Source organism: Ectopseudomonas toyotomiensis, from assembly GCF_900115695.1.
Taxonomy (GTDB): Bacteria; Pseudomonadota; Gammaproteobacteria; order Pseudomonadales; family Pseudomonadaceae; genus Aquipseudomonas; species Aquipseudomonas toyotomiensis.
This window is the reverse complement of the sequence record NZ_FOXK01000004.1, coordinates 449583-463258: the sequence shown is the minus strand read 5'-3', so window position 1 is coordinate 463258 and position 13676 is coordinate 449583. Positions and strand designations below refer to the sequence as shown.

At 62.1% G+C, this 13676-nt stretch carries 13 protein-coding genes; 7 read left to right on the top strand and 6 right to left on the bottom strand.

Going from position 1 to position 13676, the window contains the following annotated elements; translation table 11 throughout:
* The first annotated feature begins 105 nt into the window (after nucleotides 1-105).
* The 4 genes from BM186_RS10930 (at nucleotide 106) to nudC (ending at nucleotide 5902) form a co-directional block, all read left to right on the top strand.
* Nucleotides 106-2349: an Orn/Lys/Arg family decarboxylase gene (locus BM186_RS10930; RefSeq protein WP_074915232.1), complete on the top strand. Its 2244-nt coding sequence runs from the start codon at nucleotides 106-108 to the stop codon at nucleotides 2347-2349.
* Between the two features lie 202 nt (nucleotides 2350-2551).
* Nucleotides 2552-3364 carry a crotonase/enoyl-CoA hydratase family protein gene (locus tag BM186_RS10925; protein WP_072423841.1) on the top strand — a complete coding sequence of 271 codons (813 nt, stop codon included), beginning with the start codon at nucleotides 2552-2554 and terminating at the stop codon, nucleotides 3362-3364.
* A 37-nt stretch (nucleotides 3365-3401) separates the two neighbouring features.
* On the top strand, nucleotides 3402-5081 hold the full coding sequence (locus BM186_RS10920; protein ID WP_072423842.1) for a FimL-related protein: 1680 nt from the start codon (nucleotides 3402-3404) through the stop codon (nucleotides 5079-5081).
* Nucleotides 5081-5902, top strand: a complete 822-nt coding sequence (gene nudC / locus BM186_RS10915) for an NAD(+) diphosphatase (protein WP_072423843.1) — start codon at nucleotides 5081-5083, stop codon at nucleotides 5900-5902. Before BM186_RS10920 ends, nudC begins: the two co-directional genes overlap by 1 nt.
* A 47-nt stretch (nucleotides 5903-5949) precedes the next feature.
* Here the strand turns inward: nudC and BM186_RS10910 are convergent, their stop codons facing one another.
* A complete protein-coding gene (locus BM186_RS10910; protein WP_072423844.1) occupies nucleotides 5950-6729 on the bottom strand; it encodes a TSUP family transporter in 780 nt (259 codons plus the stop codon).
* A gap of 101 nt (nucleotides 6730-6830) precedes the next feature.
* Between BM186_RS10910 and BM186_RS10905 the strand changes: the two genes are divergently transcribed.
* Nucleotides 6831-7478 (top strand): hypothetical protein, encoded by a 648-nt coding sequence (locus BM186_RS10905; protein WP_074915230.1) that lies wholly within the window; start codon nucleotides 6831-6833, stop codon nucleotides 7476-7478.
* A 245-nt stretch (nucleotides 7479-7723) separates the two neighbouring features.
* On the opposite strand, the gene BM186_RS10900 is transcribed toward BM186_RS10905, so the two are convergent.
* The 4 genes from BM186_RS10900 to BM186_RS10885 all read right to left on the bottom strand — a co-directional run bounded on the left by BM186_RS10900 (nucleotide 7724) and on the right by BM186_RS10885 (nucleotide 10863).
* Nucleotides 7724-8491: an SDR family oxidoreductase gene (locus tag BM186_RS10900; protein WP_045735980.1), complete on the bottom strand. Its 768-nt coding sequence runs from the start codon at nucleotides 8489-8491 to the stop codon at nucleotides 7724-7726.
* A gap of 16 nt (nucleotides 8492-8507) precedes the next feature.
* Nucleotides 8508-9575 (bottom strand): phosphotransferase family protein, encoded by a 1068-nt coding sequence (locus BM186_RS10895; RefSeq protein WP_072423846.1) that lies wholly within the window; start codon nucleotides 9573-9575, stop codon nucleotides 8508-8510.
* 221 nt (nucleotides 9576-9796) lie between these two features.
* Entirely contained in the window at nucleotides 9797-10108 is a 312-nt protein-coding gene (locus BM186_RS10890) for an SCP2 sterol-binding domain-containing protein (RefSeq protein WP_003459932.1), read from the bottom strand.
* A 56-nt stretch (nucleotides 10109-10164) separates the two neighbouring features.
* A complete protein-coding gene (locus BM186_RS10885) occupies nucleotides 10165-10863 on the bottom strand; it encodes a histidine phosphatase family protein (RefSeq protein WP_074915229.1) in 699 nt (232 codons plus the stop codon).
* 199 nt (nucleotides 10864-11062) lie between these two features.
* Here BM186_RS10885 and sohB point away from each other — a divergent pair, with 199 nt between their 5' ends.
* Nucleotides 11063-12082: a protease SohB gene (gene sohB, locus BM186_RS10880; protein ID WP_074915227.1), complete on the top strand. Its 1020-nt coding sequence runs from the start codon at nucleotides 11063-11065 to the stop codon at nucleotides 12080-12082.
* Nucleotides 12083-12143: 61 nt separating this feature from the next.
* Nucleotides 12144-13133 carry a YhdH/YhfP family quinone oxidoreductase gene (locus BM186_RS10875; protein ID WP_074915226.1) on the top strand — a complete coding sequence of 330 codons (990 nt, stop codon included), beginning with the start codon at nucleotides 12144-12146 and terminating at the stop codon, nucleotides 13131-13133.
* Nucleotides 13134-13170: 37 nt separating this feature from the next.
* Here BM186_RS10875 and BM186_RS10870 read toward each other — a convergent pair whose 3' ends face one another.
* Nucleotides 13171-13608 carry a hotdog fold domain-containing protein gene (locus tag BM186_RS10870; protein WP_072423850.1) on the bottom strand — a complete coding sequence of 146 codons (438 nt, stop codon included), beginning with the start codon at nucleotides 13606-13608 and terminating at the stop codon, nucleotides 13171-13173.
* Nucleotides 13609-13676 lie beyond the last annotated feature (68 nt).

Below are 13676 nucleotides of genomic sequence, written 5' to 3'. Positions count from 1 at the left end.
CGACCTTTTCTTATAGCGTGATGCACAGGGGGTTCCGCCGATCAGGGGGAGCCTCTAACCTGAGGCGATGGGCAGGCCAGGCCTGCCAGCCTTCAGGACGTCACAATGTATAAAGATCTCAAATTCCCCGTCCTAATCGTGCACCGTGACATCAAGGCCGACACCGTGGCCGGTGATCGCGTGCGCGCCATCGCTCAGGAGCTTACCCAGGACGGTTTCAGCATTCTGCCCACGGCGAGCGCTGCCGAGGGGCGTATCGTCGCGTCCACTCACCACGGCCTGGCCTGCATCCTGGTGGCGGCCGAGGGGGCGGGGGAGAACAGCCGCCTGTTGCAGGACATGGTCGAGCTTATCCGCGTGGCGCGAGTGCGTGCGCCGCAATTGCCGATTTTTGCCCTGGGCGAGCAGGTCACCATCGAGAACGCGCCGGCCGAGGCCATGGCCGATCTCAACCACCTGCGTGGCATCCTCTATCTCTACGAAGACACCGTGTCCTTTCTCGCCAGGCAGGTGGCGCGCGCGGCGCATAACTACCTCGACGGCCTGCTACCGCCGTTCTTCAAGGCGCTGGTGCAGCACACTGCACAATCCAACTATTCCTGGCACACGCCAGGGCATGGCGGCGGCGTGGCCTATCGCAAGAGCCCGGTGGGCCAGGCCTTCCACCAGTTCTTTGGCGAAAACACCCTGCGTTCGGATCTGTCCGTGTCGGTGCCGGAGCTGGGCTCGCTGCTCGATCACACCGGACCATTGGCCGAGGCCGAGGCGCGCGCAGCGCGCAACTTCGGCGCCGATCACACCTTCTTCGTGATCAACGGCACCTCGACGGCGAACAAGATCGTCTGGCATTCGATGGTCGGGCGTGATGACCTGGTGCTGGTGGATCGCAACTGCCACAAGTCGATCCTGCACTCGATCATCATGACCGGCGCGATTCCGCTTTACCTCTGCCCGGAACGTAACGAACTGGGGATCATCGGGCCGATTCCACTGGGCGAGTTCAGCAAGGCGTCGATCCAGGCCAAGATCGACGCCAGCCCGCTGGCGCGTGGTCGTGCGCCCAAGGTCAAGCTGGCGGTGGTGACCAATTCCACCTATGACGGGCTCTGTTACAACGCCGAGATGGTCAAGCAGGCGCTGGGCGACTCGGTGGAGGTGCTGCACTTCGACGAGGCCTGGTACGCCTACGCCGCCTTTCACGAGTTCTATGCTGGCCGCTATGGCATGGGCACCCAATACGACGAGCGCTCGCCGCTGGTGTTCAGCACCCATTCGACGCACAAGCTGCTGGCCGCCTTTAGTCAGGCCTCGATGATTCACGTGCAGGACGGCGGGCAGCGGCAGCTGGATCGCGACCGCTTCAACGAAGCCTTCATGATGCACATTTCCACCTCGCCGCAATACGGCATCATTGCCTCGCTGGATGTAGCCTCGGCGATGATGGAAGGGCCGGCCGGCCGTTCGCTGATCCAGGAAACCTTCGATGAGGCGCTGAGCTTTCGCCGTGCCCTGGCCAATGTGCGGCGCAACCTGAGCGCCGAGGACTGGTGGTTCAGTATCTGGCAGCCAGGTGAGGCCGATGGCGCCGACAGCCTGAAGACCTCCGACTGGGTGTTGCAACCGGACGCCGACTGGCATGGCTTCGGCGAAGTGGCCGATGACTATGTGCTGCTCGATCCGATCAAGGTCACGTTGGTGATGCCCGGCCTCAATGCAGCCGGCAAGCTGGAGCAGCAGGGGATTCCTGCAGCGGTGGTCAGCAAGTTTCTCTGGGAGCGCGGCCTAGTGGTGGAGAAAACCGGCCTGTACTCCTTCCTGGTGCTGTTCTCCATGGGCATCACCAAGGGCAAGTGGAGCACGCTGCTGACCGAGCTGCTGGAGTTCAAGCGCAGCTACGACGCCAATCTGCCGCTGATAGACGTGCTGCCTTCCATCGCCCACGCCGGCACGGGCCGCTACCAGGGCATGGGCCTGCGTGATCTGTGCGACGCGCTGCATGGCTGCTACCGCGAAAACGCCACGGCCAAAGCGCTGAAAAGCATGTACACGGCGTTGCCCGAGCTGGCGATCAAACCTGCCGATGCCTATGACCGCCTGGTGCGCGGCGAGGTCGAGGCTGTGCCCATTGATCAGTTGCAGGGACGTATCGCTGCGGTGATGCTGGTGCCTTACCCGCCGGGCATTCCGCTGATCATGCCGGGCGAGCGCTTCACTGCCGCCACGCGCTCGATTCTCGACTACCTGGCCTTCGCGCGGACCTTCGACCAGGCCTTCCCGGGGTTCGATATCGACGTGCACGGCTTGCAAACCGAAGCGGGCGAGTACTGCGTGGATTGCTTGGTGGAATAAACCTGTTGTGGATCTGTCGGGGAGCAAGATCCTCGGCAGATCAATCTCTTATCTCTGACATTCAAAGCGGTTGTTAACGTCCGGGGCGTGCCCTGCGTCACAGTGGCAAGCATCGACTTTTATGGCTTGCTTGTTATAGTTGCTCGGTTATTAATCACAAAATTGTTACTGTGCTGCCGAGCCGCGGCTGAGGATGCCTGCCATGTCCGACTACAAAGCCTTCCGCGTCGAGCTGGTGGACAAGATCGCCCACGTGCAGATCAACCGTCCGGACAAGATCAACGCCATGAACGCCGACTTCTGGCGCGAGATCATCGAGATCTTCCAGTGGGTCGATGACAACGATGCGGTGCGTGTCGTGGTGCTTTCCGGTGCCGGCAAACACTTTTCTTCGGGCATCGACCTGATGCTGCTCGCCTCGGTCGGTGCCCAGCTGGGCAAGGATGTTGGTCGTAATGCCTCGGCGCTGCGGCGCAAGATTCTCGAGCTGCAAGCCTCTTTCAACGCTGTAGACAACTGCCGCAAGCCGGTGCTGGCTGCCATTCAGGGTTACTGCATTGGCGGCGCCATCGATCTGATCAGCGCCTGCGACATGCGCTATTGCAGCGTCGACGCACAGTTCTCCATCAAGGAAATCGACATGGGCATGGCCGCTGACGTCGGCACCCTGCAGCGCCTGCCGCGCATCATCGGCGACGGCATGATGCGTGAGCTGGCCTTCACCGGGCGCACCATCGACGGTAACGAGGCTGCGCGCATCGGCCTGGTCAATCGCACCTACGAAGATCAGGAAGCGCTGCTGGCCGGGGTGATGGAAATCGCCGCACAAATCGCTGCCAAGTCGCCGATTGCCGTGCGTGGGACCAAGGAAATGATTCGCTACATGCGCGATCACCGGGTCGATGATGGCCTTGAATATATCGCTACCTGGAATGCCGCCATGCTGCAGTCGGAAGACCTGCGCCTGGCCATGGCGGCGCACATGACCAAGCAGAAGCCGGAGTTCGCCGACTGATGCCGTATTCGCTGATGTTCGCTGCGAGGCCTAGAGCATGGTAAGTGGAGCCACATCCCTGAATCTGGTGCGCGACGAGCTGTTCGTCACCATGGAAGAGGCCGAGCAGAGCCTGGAGCATTTCATCGCCGAGCGGCACAACGGCAGCCTGTTGCAGCAGGCGGTGGAAAGCCTGCACCAGGTACGCGGCACGCTCAACCTGATCGAGCTGGCCGGTGCCGAGTTGCTGGCCCAGGAAGTGCTGGATCAGGCGACCGATATTCCAGCCGGAGCAGGTGAGGAGCGCGACGCGCAGCTCTCGGCTCTGAGCAATGCCCTGCATGTGCTGCGCCGTTATCTGGAAAACGTCGACGCTCATCGCCAGGAAATGCCTGAACTGTTGCTGCCGGCGATCAACGATTTGCGTCAGGCTGGCGCCCAGCAGCCGCTGCCGGAAAGTTTCTTCTTCAGTGTGCGCCTCGATCATGCGCGGCCACATACAGCTACCCAGCCACTCGATGGCGCGGCCAAACTGAGCGAAGGCAAGCGCCTGCGTCACATGTATCAGGTGGGGCTGCTGGGCTTCATTCGTGAGCAGAATCCGCAGGCCAGCCTCAAGCTGATGGTGCGTGCGATGGCGCGCCTGGACAGCCTGTTCGCCAATGAGCCGCGTGGGCGCATGTGCTGGATTGGCGCTGCCGCCATCGAAGCGCAGTGCGATGGTCAACTGCTGCCACGCAAATCGCGCAAGCAGCTGTTCTCGCGGGTTGATCGCGAGCTCAAGCTGATGCTCGGTAACCCCCAGTACGAAGCACCGCGCAGTTTGCTGAAAGAGCTGCTGTATCTGGTCGCGCTGGCCGACAGCCATGGCCCGCATGCCAGCGCCATGCGCGGAGTGTTCGGCCTCACGCCGTTGCCGTTCACCGACCACCTGCTGGAAGAGGAATACCAGCGCCTGGCCGGGCCGGGCCAGGCGGTGATGCGTTCGTTGTCCACGGCGATTCGTGAAGAGCTGGCCAGCGTCAAGGACATGCTCGACCTGCTCGAGCGCGGCACCTTGCAAGGCGAAACCTTGGGCACCCTGCATGCGTTGCTGGGCAAGTTGGCCAAGACCCTGGGCATGGTCGGCCTGAACTCTGCCGGCAACTCGCTCGGCGCGCAGTTGCCGCTGGTCGCCGCCTGGAGCGAAGACACGCCGCCACAGGCTGAGCAGTTGCACAAGCTGGCCGATGCCGTGCTCTACGTCGAAGGCATGGTGGCCAGCCTGGAACGTGGCGAAGGTCGCGATATCAGGCCGGCTGCCGTCGAACCGGGCAATGAGGCCGACTCTTTCGCCACTCATCAGCTCAACGAAGCCCGTATCGTCGTGGTCGACGAGGCCCAGGCCGGTCTGGCCCTGGCCAAGCGCGCGATCACCGCGTATCTGGAGTCGGCTGGCGACAAGATGCACCTGTCCAACGTACCGTTCAGCCTGCAGGCCGTGCGTGGCGGCTTGTGGTTCCTCGAGCAGCGCCGTGCCGCGATACTGGTTGGTGCCTGTGCCGACTATATCCAGGCGCGCATGCTCGAGTCGGCGCAAATGCCGTCGGAGCAGATGCTGGAAACCCTGGCTGATGCCTTGAGCAGCCTCGAGTACTACCTGGAAGCGGGCGCGGTGATGCGTCCTGAAACCCGTCCCAGCGTGCTCGACCTGGCTGAAGAAAGCGTCAAGGCACTGGGCATGCCGGTGGCAGCCTGATGGTCTGGCGCAATACCTTTCTCGATCCTGCCCAGCCAGGCGGCTGGGCGCTGCTCTACAACCAGCAGCAGTTTCTTGCCGACAGCAATGGCGTGCTGTTCCCGCGTGACTGGGTCAAGCGCCAGGACTTGCCGATTCTTGGCGAGCAGGGGATCGGTCATTTCGGTGACGATGCCGTATACCTGCTGCAACTCAAGCCCTCGGCGACGCTGGAGGGCTGCAGCTGGCAGAGCCTGCGTCAGTTCATGCTGCAGGGCGACGCAGAAACCTTTCGCATGCTGGCCTACGCCGCGCAGATCGGCACCTGGTACGCCGAGCATCGTTATTGCGGCAGTTGCGGTACGCCGACGCGCCAGCTTCCTGGTGAGCGGGCGATGCGTTGCGACAGCTGCGAATCGCAGCACTATCCGCGCATTTCGCCGAGTATGATCGTGCTGGTCACACGGGGCGACGAGATACTCCTGGCACGTTCACCGCGGTTCGTCACCGGCGTGTACAGCACCCTGGCCGGGTTCGTCGAGCCGGGCGAATCCGTGGAGCATTGCGTGGCGCGCGAGGTGCGTGAGGAAGTCGGCGTCGAGGTGAAAAACCTGCAGTACATCGGTAGTCAGGGCTGGCCGTTCCCGCATTCGCTGATGCTTGGCTTCCACGCTGAGTACGCCAGCGGCGAGATCGTCATGCAGGAAGATGAGATCGAGGATGCGCGCTGGTTCCGTGTCGATGACTTGCCGCCGTTGCCAGCGTCGCGCTCCATTGCCCGCCATCTGATCGACCTCTACGTCGCTCGCCGCCTCGGTTTGCCCGAGCCCAGTCTGCCTTAGGGCGGGTATAACCCGCAAAATCGATGCTGTGGCGGGTTGCACCCGCCCTACGCGACCCAGTGCTGCCAGACCAGGCGCGCGGTCAGTGCCAATACCACCGTAATGAACACCGGGCGAATGAACTTCGAACCGCCTTTGATCGCGGTGCGGGCACCGAGAAAGGCGCCTACCATCAAGGCGGCGCCCATGCTCAGACCGAGCACCCAGGCTACCTGACCAAAGGCGATGAACACTGCCAGCGCCGCCGCGTTGCTGACGAAGTTCATGGTGCGCGCCACGCCGCTGGCGCGCACCAGGTCGAGTGGATACATCAGCAGGCTGCTGACCGTCCAGAACGCGCCGGTGCCAGGGCCCGCCACTCCATCGTAGAGTCCCAGACCAAGCCCTTGCGGCCATTGCCGGCCGCGTGCGATCGGCAGATCGTGTTCGGCTGGTGCCTCCGGCATACGTCCGAACAGCAGGTAGACACCGCAGGCGAAGACGATCACCGGCAGCATCTGGTTGAGCCAGGCGGCCGGCATCCAGTGCGCGATGACGGCGCCGAGCAGAGCGCCGATCAGGGTTGCCAGCAACGCGTTGCGCCATTGCTTCGGATCGAACAGCTTGCGGCGATAGAACGTGAGAGCCGCGGTGCCCGAGCCGAAGGTGGCGCACAGCTTGTTGGTGCCCAGCACCAGGTGCGGTGGTAAACCTGCGGTAAGCAGGGCAGGGATGGTCAGCAGGCCGCCGCCACCGGCAATGGCGTCGATGAAGCCCGCGATGAAGGCGACCAGGGCGAGTATGGCTAGCGTGCTGGGGTCGATGGCGAGCTCGAGAACGAATGGCATATAAAGTGTCGACTTGTGGGCGAGTGCGCAGCCTGCTGGCTGTTCGTCGTGGGGAGAGCTGCGCATAATGCCGGGATTTCGTCAGAGAAGGAACGCAATCGATGCAATACGACGGGTTGGCCTGGGCCGTGGCGCTGTTGGCCGTATTGGCGCTGCTGGTGGCATTGCGCATTCTGCTCAATACGGGCTGGTTCCTCGGCTGGTTGCGTGGCACCTGTGGTCTGGCATTTCTCGCCCTGGCTGGCTTGGTGGGGCTGGTGGCTTACGATCTGTATGCCTACGAGCCGCTGCAGGCGGGCAAGCCGCTGGTGACGCTGAGCTTCAAGGCTGATGGTCCGCAGCGTTATCAGGTGACGCTGCTCGAAGGGGGGCGCGAGCGCACGGTCACGCTCGAGGGCGACATGTGGCAACTCGACGGCCGACTGATTCGCTGGAAAGGCCTGGCTGAGCTGATTGGCCTAGAGCCGGGTTACCGTCTGGAACGTCTATCCGGGCGTTTTCTGGCCATCGAGCAGCAGGCGTTGGCGCAACACGGTCGCGTGCAGTTGGCCGAGAGCCCCTATGGCGTGGACCTGTGGCGCTGGCTGCGTCTGAGTCAGCGTGATCTGCTGCTGTTCGATCCGCAGGCGCTGCGCGTCACCTACCTGCCAATTGCCGCCGATGCGGTGTACAGCGTCAGCCTGACGCCGACCGGCCTGTTGGCAGAGCCGATGAACCCTGCAGCTGAAGCTGCGCTGAAGGATTGGTAGCGGCCGCCTGCGGCCATCTGATGACCCTCTCCCATTTATGGGAGAGGGTGCCCAAAGGGCGGGAGAGGGGGAGCGAAGTTGGCGTTCGCTTTGGTGGCGTAGGGTGGGCTTTAGCCCACCGCGACCTTCATTGGTGGGCTGAAGCGGAGCGCCGCCTGGCCCACCCTACAATTGCGTTGCGCTCGGCCTACCCTGCTTACGACAAAGGCACCCTGAGGTGCCTTTGTCGTTCATGGCATTTGGCCTCAGGAGAGGAAGCCGCCGTCCACGTTGAGCGCCACGCCGGTGGTGTAGCTGGATGCTTCACTGGCCAGGTAGAGCACCGCGCCGGCCATCTCGCTCGGGTCGGCTACGCGCTTGAGTGGGATGCGCTGCAGGGCGTGCTTGAGAATGGCGTCGTTCTTGGTCAGTGCCGAAGCGAACTTGGTGTCGGTCAGGCCCGGCAGCAGAGCGTTGCAGCGAATGCCGAACTGCGCGCACTCCTTGGCGAACACCTTGGTCATGCTGATTACCGCGGCCTTGGTCACCGAGTAGATGCCCTGGAATTCGCCGGGGGATACGCCGTTGATCGAGGCAACGTTGATGATCGAGCCGCCACCGTTTTCCTTCATCAGCTTGCCGCCTTCGATGGACATGAAGTAGTAGCCGCGGATGTTTACGTCCACGGTTTTCTGGAAGGCGCCCAGGTCGGTGTCCAGCACGTTGCAGAATTGCGGGTTGGTCGCGGCGTTGTTGACCAGGATGTCGAGACGACCGAACTGTTCCTTGATCTGCGCGAAGACGTTGGTGATCTGCTCCATTTCGCCGATGTGGCAGGCGATGGCGGTGGCCTTGCCGCCTTCCGCGACGATGGCGTCGGCCACGGCCTGGCAGCCTTCGATCTTGCGGCTGGAGACGATCACGTGCGCGCCTTGCTGAGCCAGCAGCTTGGCAATGGCCTCGCCGATGCCGCGGCTGGCGCCGGAAACGAAGGCGATCTTGCCGTCGAGGTCGAACAGTTGGGTCTTGGACATTGTGATTACCCCGGGGTTAGAGAGTGGATTTGCCAATGACCTGCAGGCACATCTGCTCCAGCAACTTGTTCATCTGAATGAACTGGGCGAAGCGCTTGTCCTGGGTCTGGCCGTGGTAGAAGCGGTAGTAGATCTGCTGCACGATGCCGGCCAGACGGAACAGGCCGTAGGTGTAGTAGAAGTCGAAACTCTTGATCTCGATGCCGGCTTTTTCGGCGTAGTAGTCGACGAACTGCTGGCGGGTAAGCATGCCCGGCGCGTTGCTCGGCTGGCGACGCATCAGCTGCACCGGAGCCGGGTCGTCGGCCTCGATCCAGTAGGCCAGGGTGTTACCCAGGTCCATCAGCGGGTCACCGATGGTGGTCATCTCCCAGTCGAGCACACCGATGATCTGCATCGGGTTGTTCGGGTCGAGGATCACGTTGTCGAAGCGGTAGTCGTTATGCACGATGCCCGGCTTGTGGTGATCGGCCGGCATCTTGTCATTGAGCCAGGCCTTGACCGGCTCCCAGGTCGGTGCGTCCGGAGTCAGGGCTTTCTCGTAGCGCTCGCTCCAGCCCTTGATCTGACGCCCGACATAGCCCTCGGGTTTGCCCAGGTCGCCCAGGCCGCAGGCGTTGTAATCGACGTTATGCAGCTCGACCAGCTTGTCGATGAAGCTCTTGCACAGCGCGCTGGTCTGCTCGGGGCTGAAGTTCAGCTCGGTCGGCATCTCCGAACGCAGGATGATGCCCTTGACCCGCTCCATCACATAGAACTCGGCGCCGATCACCGACTCGTCGGTGCAGTGCACGTAAGCCTTGGGGCAGTAGGGGAAACCAGCGTTGAGCTGGTTGAGAATGCGGTACTCACGGCCCATGTCGTGGGCCGACTTGGCCTTGTGGCCGAACGGCGGGCGGCGTAGGACGAATTCCTGCTGCGGGTATTCGATCAGGTAGGTCAGGTTCGAAGCGCCGCCGGGGAACTGGCTGATCTTGGCTGTGCCGCTCAGGCCCGGAATATTGGCTTTCAGATAAGCGTCGATGACGTCGGCGTCGAGTTCTTCGCCAGTGCGGATGCGGGTGGATTGGTCGGTGAGCGCCATGCTTATCCCTTCTGCTTATGATGGGTGCCCTAGATAATTGGTTAATCTAATGCTGCACTCAGGCTGCCACAAGCAATACGCGCCGTTATAGGCGGGCGTGTTGCACCTCGATCAAACTGCCTGATCAGTCATGTCGGTTTGTCACCCTGGCCGCAAATCACGGGCAAAAAAAACCGGAGTGCCAGGACTCCGGTTTTCGTGTCTTGCGCTCAGCTCGCCGATCAGACCGGGAACAGTTCGCCCAGCTTCATCGCCAGCATCATGTCGCCTTCAGCGCGCAGCTTGCCAGCCATGAAGGCCTGCATGCCGTCGGTTTCGCCGCTGACGATGCCCTTGAGGGTTTCGCTGTCCATGATCAGGGTCACGTTGGCGTTCGGATTGTCGCCTTGCTCGAGGGCGCAGGTGCCGTCCTTGACGATCAGCGCGTAGTTCTCGCCATCTTCGATGTTGAATTGGAATACCAGATCCAGGCCTGCAGCGGCGCTGGCGTTGAACTTGGACTGCATGGTTTGGGCGATGTCAGCAACACTCATGGTCTTATCCTTTTTCGGTTTTTTCGCGCAGCCTCACGGCCGCAGTGGGCTGGAGCTCATCGGTAGGTGATGAGCTCCGGCGCCTTCAGCAGCTGTAAATGCACATGGCTGTTGAAGGAAGCCAGACTCACCTCGCTGCCGCGGAATTTCAGCTGGCTGAGCGAGGTATTGACGATTTGCCAATTCAGTTCGAAGGCCTTTGCCGCCGGGACGCCAGTAATCAGGCGGAGCAGGGCGGTGATGGTGCCACCGGAGGTGAACACGGCGATATTCTGTTTGCTGGTGGCCTGTTCGAGGATGCGCCGCAGACCGCCTTCGACCTGTTCGACATAGGCCTGCCAGCTTTGCAGGCCGGGCTTGTCATGCTCCCCGGAAATCCAGCGGCCGATCAGCTTGGCGAACAGACGCTGGAACTCGGCGCGGTTATGCGCACCGTTACGCAGGATATGCAGGGCTTCGGGTTCTTCCGGCAGCAGATCCGGTAGCAGCGTGCGAATAACCGCATCGGCATCGAATTCGTTGAAGGCTTCGTCGACATCCAGCGCCGGCGCTCTGCTCATGTGCTCCAGGGCGGCGTTGGCAGTGTGTTGCTGGCGACGCAGACTGCCACTGACGCAACGATCGAGACTGATGCCGAGTTGCTCCAGGTGCTTGCCCAGCACTTCGGCCTGGCGTATGCCAACGGGTGACAGGACATCATAGTCGTCTGCACCGAATGAGGCCTGGCCATGTCGAATCAGATAGATGCTGCCCACGTCCGTATTGGTCCCGGCACGTTGAATGTTTCGCGAGGGTATGAGGAAGCTCGGGGGCTGTCAATGAAAAAACATACGCTTGTTTGAATTGCTTGTATGTCCATTGTGCAGTGCTGCCGCGCTTGGCCGGCGAGTCGCTGCGCCGGTATGCTTGAGCCTTTGTGCGCTCAGGCGCCGCTGCATTGTCCAAGGGGGATCCGTGGAGTTTCTTAGCGAGTACGCCAGCTTTCTGGCGAAAACCCTGACCCTGGTGGTCGCCATCGTCGTGGTTCTGGTGGCGATCGCCGCCACGCGCAGCAGAGGGCGGCGCGGCGGTGGTCAGTTGCAGGTGCAGAAGCTCAATGATTTCTACAAGGATCTGCGCGAGCGCCTGGAGCACAGCGTGCTGTCCAAGGATCAGCTCAAGGCCACGCGCAAGGCGCAGGCCAAGGCGGCCAAACAGGAAAAGAAAGCGCCGCCCAGCAAACCGCGGGTGTTCGTGCTGGATTTCGATGGCGATATCAAGGCGTCAGCTACCGACAACCTGCGCCACGAAGTGACGGCCCTGTTGTCCATGGCCAAGGCCGAGGACGAAGTGGTGCTGCGCCTGGAAAGTGGTGGCGGCATGGTGCATAGCTACGGCCTGGCTTCGTCGCAACTGGTGCGTATCCGCGATGCGGGTATCCCGTTGACGGTGTGCGTGGACAAGGTAGCGGCCAGCGGCGGCTACATGATGGCCTGCATCGGACAGAAGATTCTCAGTGCGCCTTTTGCCATCCTTGGCTCCATTGGCGTGGTGGCGCAGTTGCCTAACGTGCATCGTCTGCTGAAGAAGCACGAAATCGATTTCGAGGTGCTGACGGCCGGCGAATACAAGCGCACGCTGACCGTATTCGGTGAGAACACGGAAAAGGGCCGGGAGAAATTCCAGGAAGACCTGGAGACCACCCACGAACTGTTCAAGGGCTTCGTTGCTCGTTACCGCCCTCAGCTGGATATCGATGCCATCGCCACCGGTGAGGTCTGGCTGGGCATGGCGGCGCAAGAGCGCCTGCTGGTTGACGAACTCAAGACCAGCGACCAGTACCTGGCCGAGCGCGCCGTCGAGGCTGAACTGTTCCATGTGCATTTCGCTCATAAAAAGAGTCTGCAGGAGCGTGTCGGGCTGGCGGCCAGCATTGCGGCAGATCGCTTCGTCCTGACCTGGCTGAGCAGGCTCAATCAGCAGCGCTTCTGGTAACGCTTCGTTCATGATGGGCTGCGCGCCGCGTAGCCGCGAACCACGACAAGAGGAGAGGGTGATGACCGAGTTCAAGGCCTTGCTGGTCAGCGAAGGCGCCGATGGCGGTTTCCAGCGTGAAGTGGTCCAGCGCAACGTCGAGCAACTGCCGCAGGGCGAGCTGCTGATTCGCGTGCGCTATTCCTCTCTCAACTACAAGGACGCCCTGTCCGCCAGCGGCAATCGAGGTGTGACCAAGGCCTACCCGCATACGCCCGGTATCGACGCGGCCGGTGTAGTCGAAACCTCCAGCGTTGCCGAGTTCGCCGTGGGCGACGAGGTGATCGTTACCGGCTACGATCTGGGCATGAACACAGCCGGCGGTTTCGGTCAGTACATCCGCGTCCCGGCCGCCTGGGCGATCAAGCGCCCACAAGGTTTGCCGCTGCGCGAGGCGATGATTCTCGGTACCGCCGGCCTGACCGCTGCCCTTTGTGTGGACAAGCTGGAGCAGGCCGGCGTTACTCCGGAGTCCGGCACCGTGCTGGTCACCGGCGCCACAGGCGGCGTTGGCAGCATCGCCGTGGTGCTGCTCAAGCAACTCGGTTATCGCGTAGCCGCCGCGACCGGCAAGGCTGAACAGGGCGATTTCCTGCGTGGTCTCGGTGCTGATGAGATCGTCAGCCGCGAAGAGCTGCAGCAAGGTAGTGAGCGTCCGATGCTGAAGGAACGCTGGGCGGGAGCGGTAGACACAGTGGGTGGCGACATCCTGTTCAATGTAGTCAAGTCGCTGCGCCACAGCGGCAGCGTGGCCTGTTGCGGGCTGACTGCCGGTGTCGGCTTCCAGGCCAGCGTGCTGCCGTTCATCCTGCGTGGGGTCAACCTGCTGGGCGTGGACTCGGTGGAGCTGCCGCTGGTGGTCAAGGCATCGATGTGGGACAAGCTGTCGCTGCAGTGGAAGCTCGATCTTGCGCCGCTATGTCAGGAAATAGGCCTGACGGAGTTGCCGACGGCCATCGAGCGGATACTCTCCGGCGGTATGGTGGGCCGTATCCTGGTGCGACTCGATTGAGTGGATCAGAGGCCCGTCAATGACGGGCCTCTGTATTTCAGGCCGGGCTGACGTACATGGTAATTTCTGCGCGGAACACCGGCTTGTCACCAACGTAGGCCATCACTGGCACCTTGATGTCGCCGGTCTGATCCCAATCCACCTTGCTGCCATCGGCCACCGTGCGGATGTCGCCGTCTGCCTTGGTCAGGTATTCCACCGTCATCCCTTTGGGAATCCAGCGGCAACCGTCAGGAATGGAAGCGTCGGTCATGCTGCCGGCGGCAAGCTCGGCAGCATTGCACAAGGCGATGGCGTGCACCGTACCGATATGATTCAGCACTTCACGGCGTTTGGCGAAGCGGACCTCGGCATAGCCGGGGCGCAGCTCGACCATCTGCGGGGCGATGCTGGCGAAGTAGGGGGCGACCTGGCCAATCATCGCGCTGAATTGGGCAGCGCCGGCCTGCTGGAACATCTGCAACATCTGACTCATGACTCTCTCCTGCGTGTTTGCGATTGAAGATGAGCGCGCGCCGGAGCAGTATACGAGCATTAGAAAGT

Bases quoted from the DNA above. Each gene is read 5' to 3' on its own strand.
- BM186_RS10910 (WP_072423844.1), bottom strand. From the start codon at position 6,729: ATGCCATTCGTTCTCGAGCTCGCCATCGACCCCAGCACGCTAGCCATA.
- BM186_RS10870 (WP_072423850.1), bottom strand. From the start codon at position 13,608: ATGAGTCAGATGTTGCAGATGTTCCAGCAGGCCGGCGCTGCCCAATTC.
- BM186_RS10920 (WP_072423842.1), top strand. From the start codon at position 3,402: ATGGTAAGTGGAGCCACATCCCTGAATCTGGTGCGCGACGAGCTGTTC.
- BM186_RS10905 (WP_074915230.1), top strand. From the start codon at position 6,831: ATGCAATACGACGGGTTGGCCTGGGCCGTGGCGCTGTTGGCCGTATTG.
- BM186_RS10895 (WP_072423846.1), bottom strand. From the start codon at position 9,575: ATGGCGCTCACCGACCAATCCACCCGCATCCGCACTGGCGAAGAACTC.
- BM186_RS10930 (WP_074915232.1), top strand. From the start codon at position 106: ATGTATAAAGATCTCAAATTCCCCGTCCTAATCGTGCACCGTGACATC.
- nudC (WP_072423843.1), top strand. From the start codon at position 5,081: ATGGTCTGGCGCAATACCTTTCTCGATCCTGCCCAGCCAGGCGGCTGG.
- BM186_RS10890 (WP_003459932.1), bottom strand. From the start codon at position 10,108: ATGAGTGTTGCTGACATCGCCCAAACCATGCAGTCCAAGTTCAACGCC.
- BM186_RS10925 (WP_072423841.1), top strand. From the start codon at position 2,552: ATGTCCGACTACAAAGCCTTCCGCGTCGAGCTGGTGGACAAGATCGCC.
- BM186_RS10875 (WP_074915226.1), top strand. From the start codon at position 12,144: ATGACCGAGTTCAAGGCCTTGCTGGTCAGCGAAGGCGCCGATGGCGGT.
- BM186_RS10900 (WP_045735980.1), bottom strand. From the start codon at position 8,491: ATGTCCAAGACCCAACTGTTCGACCTCGACGGCAAGATCGCCTTCGTT.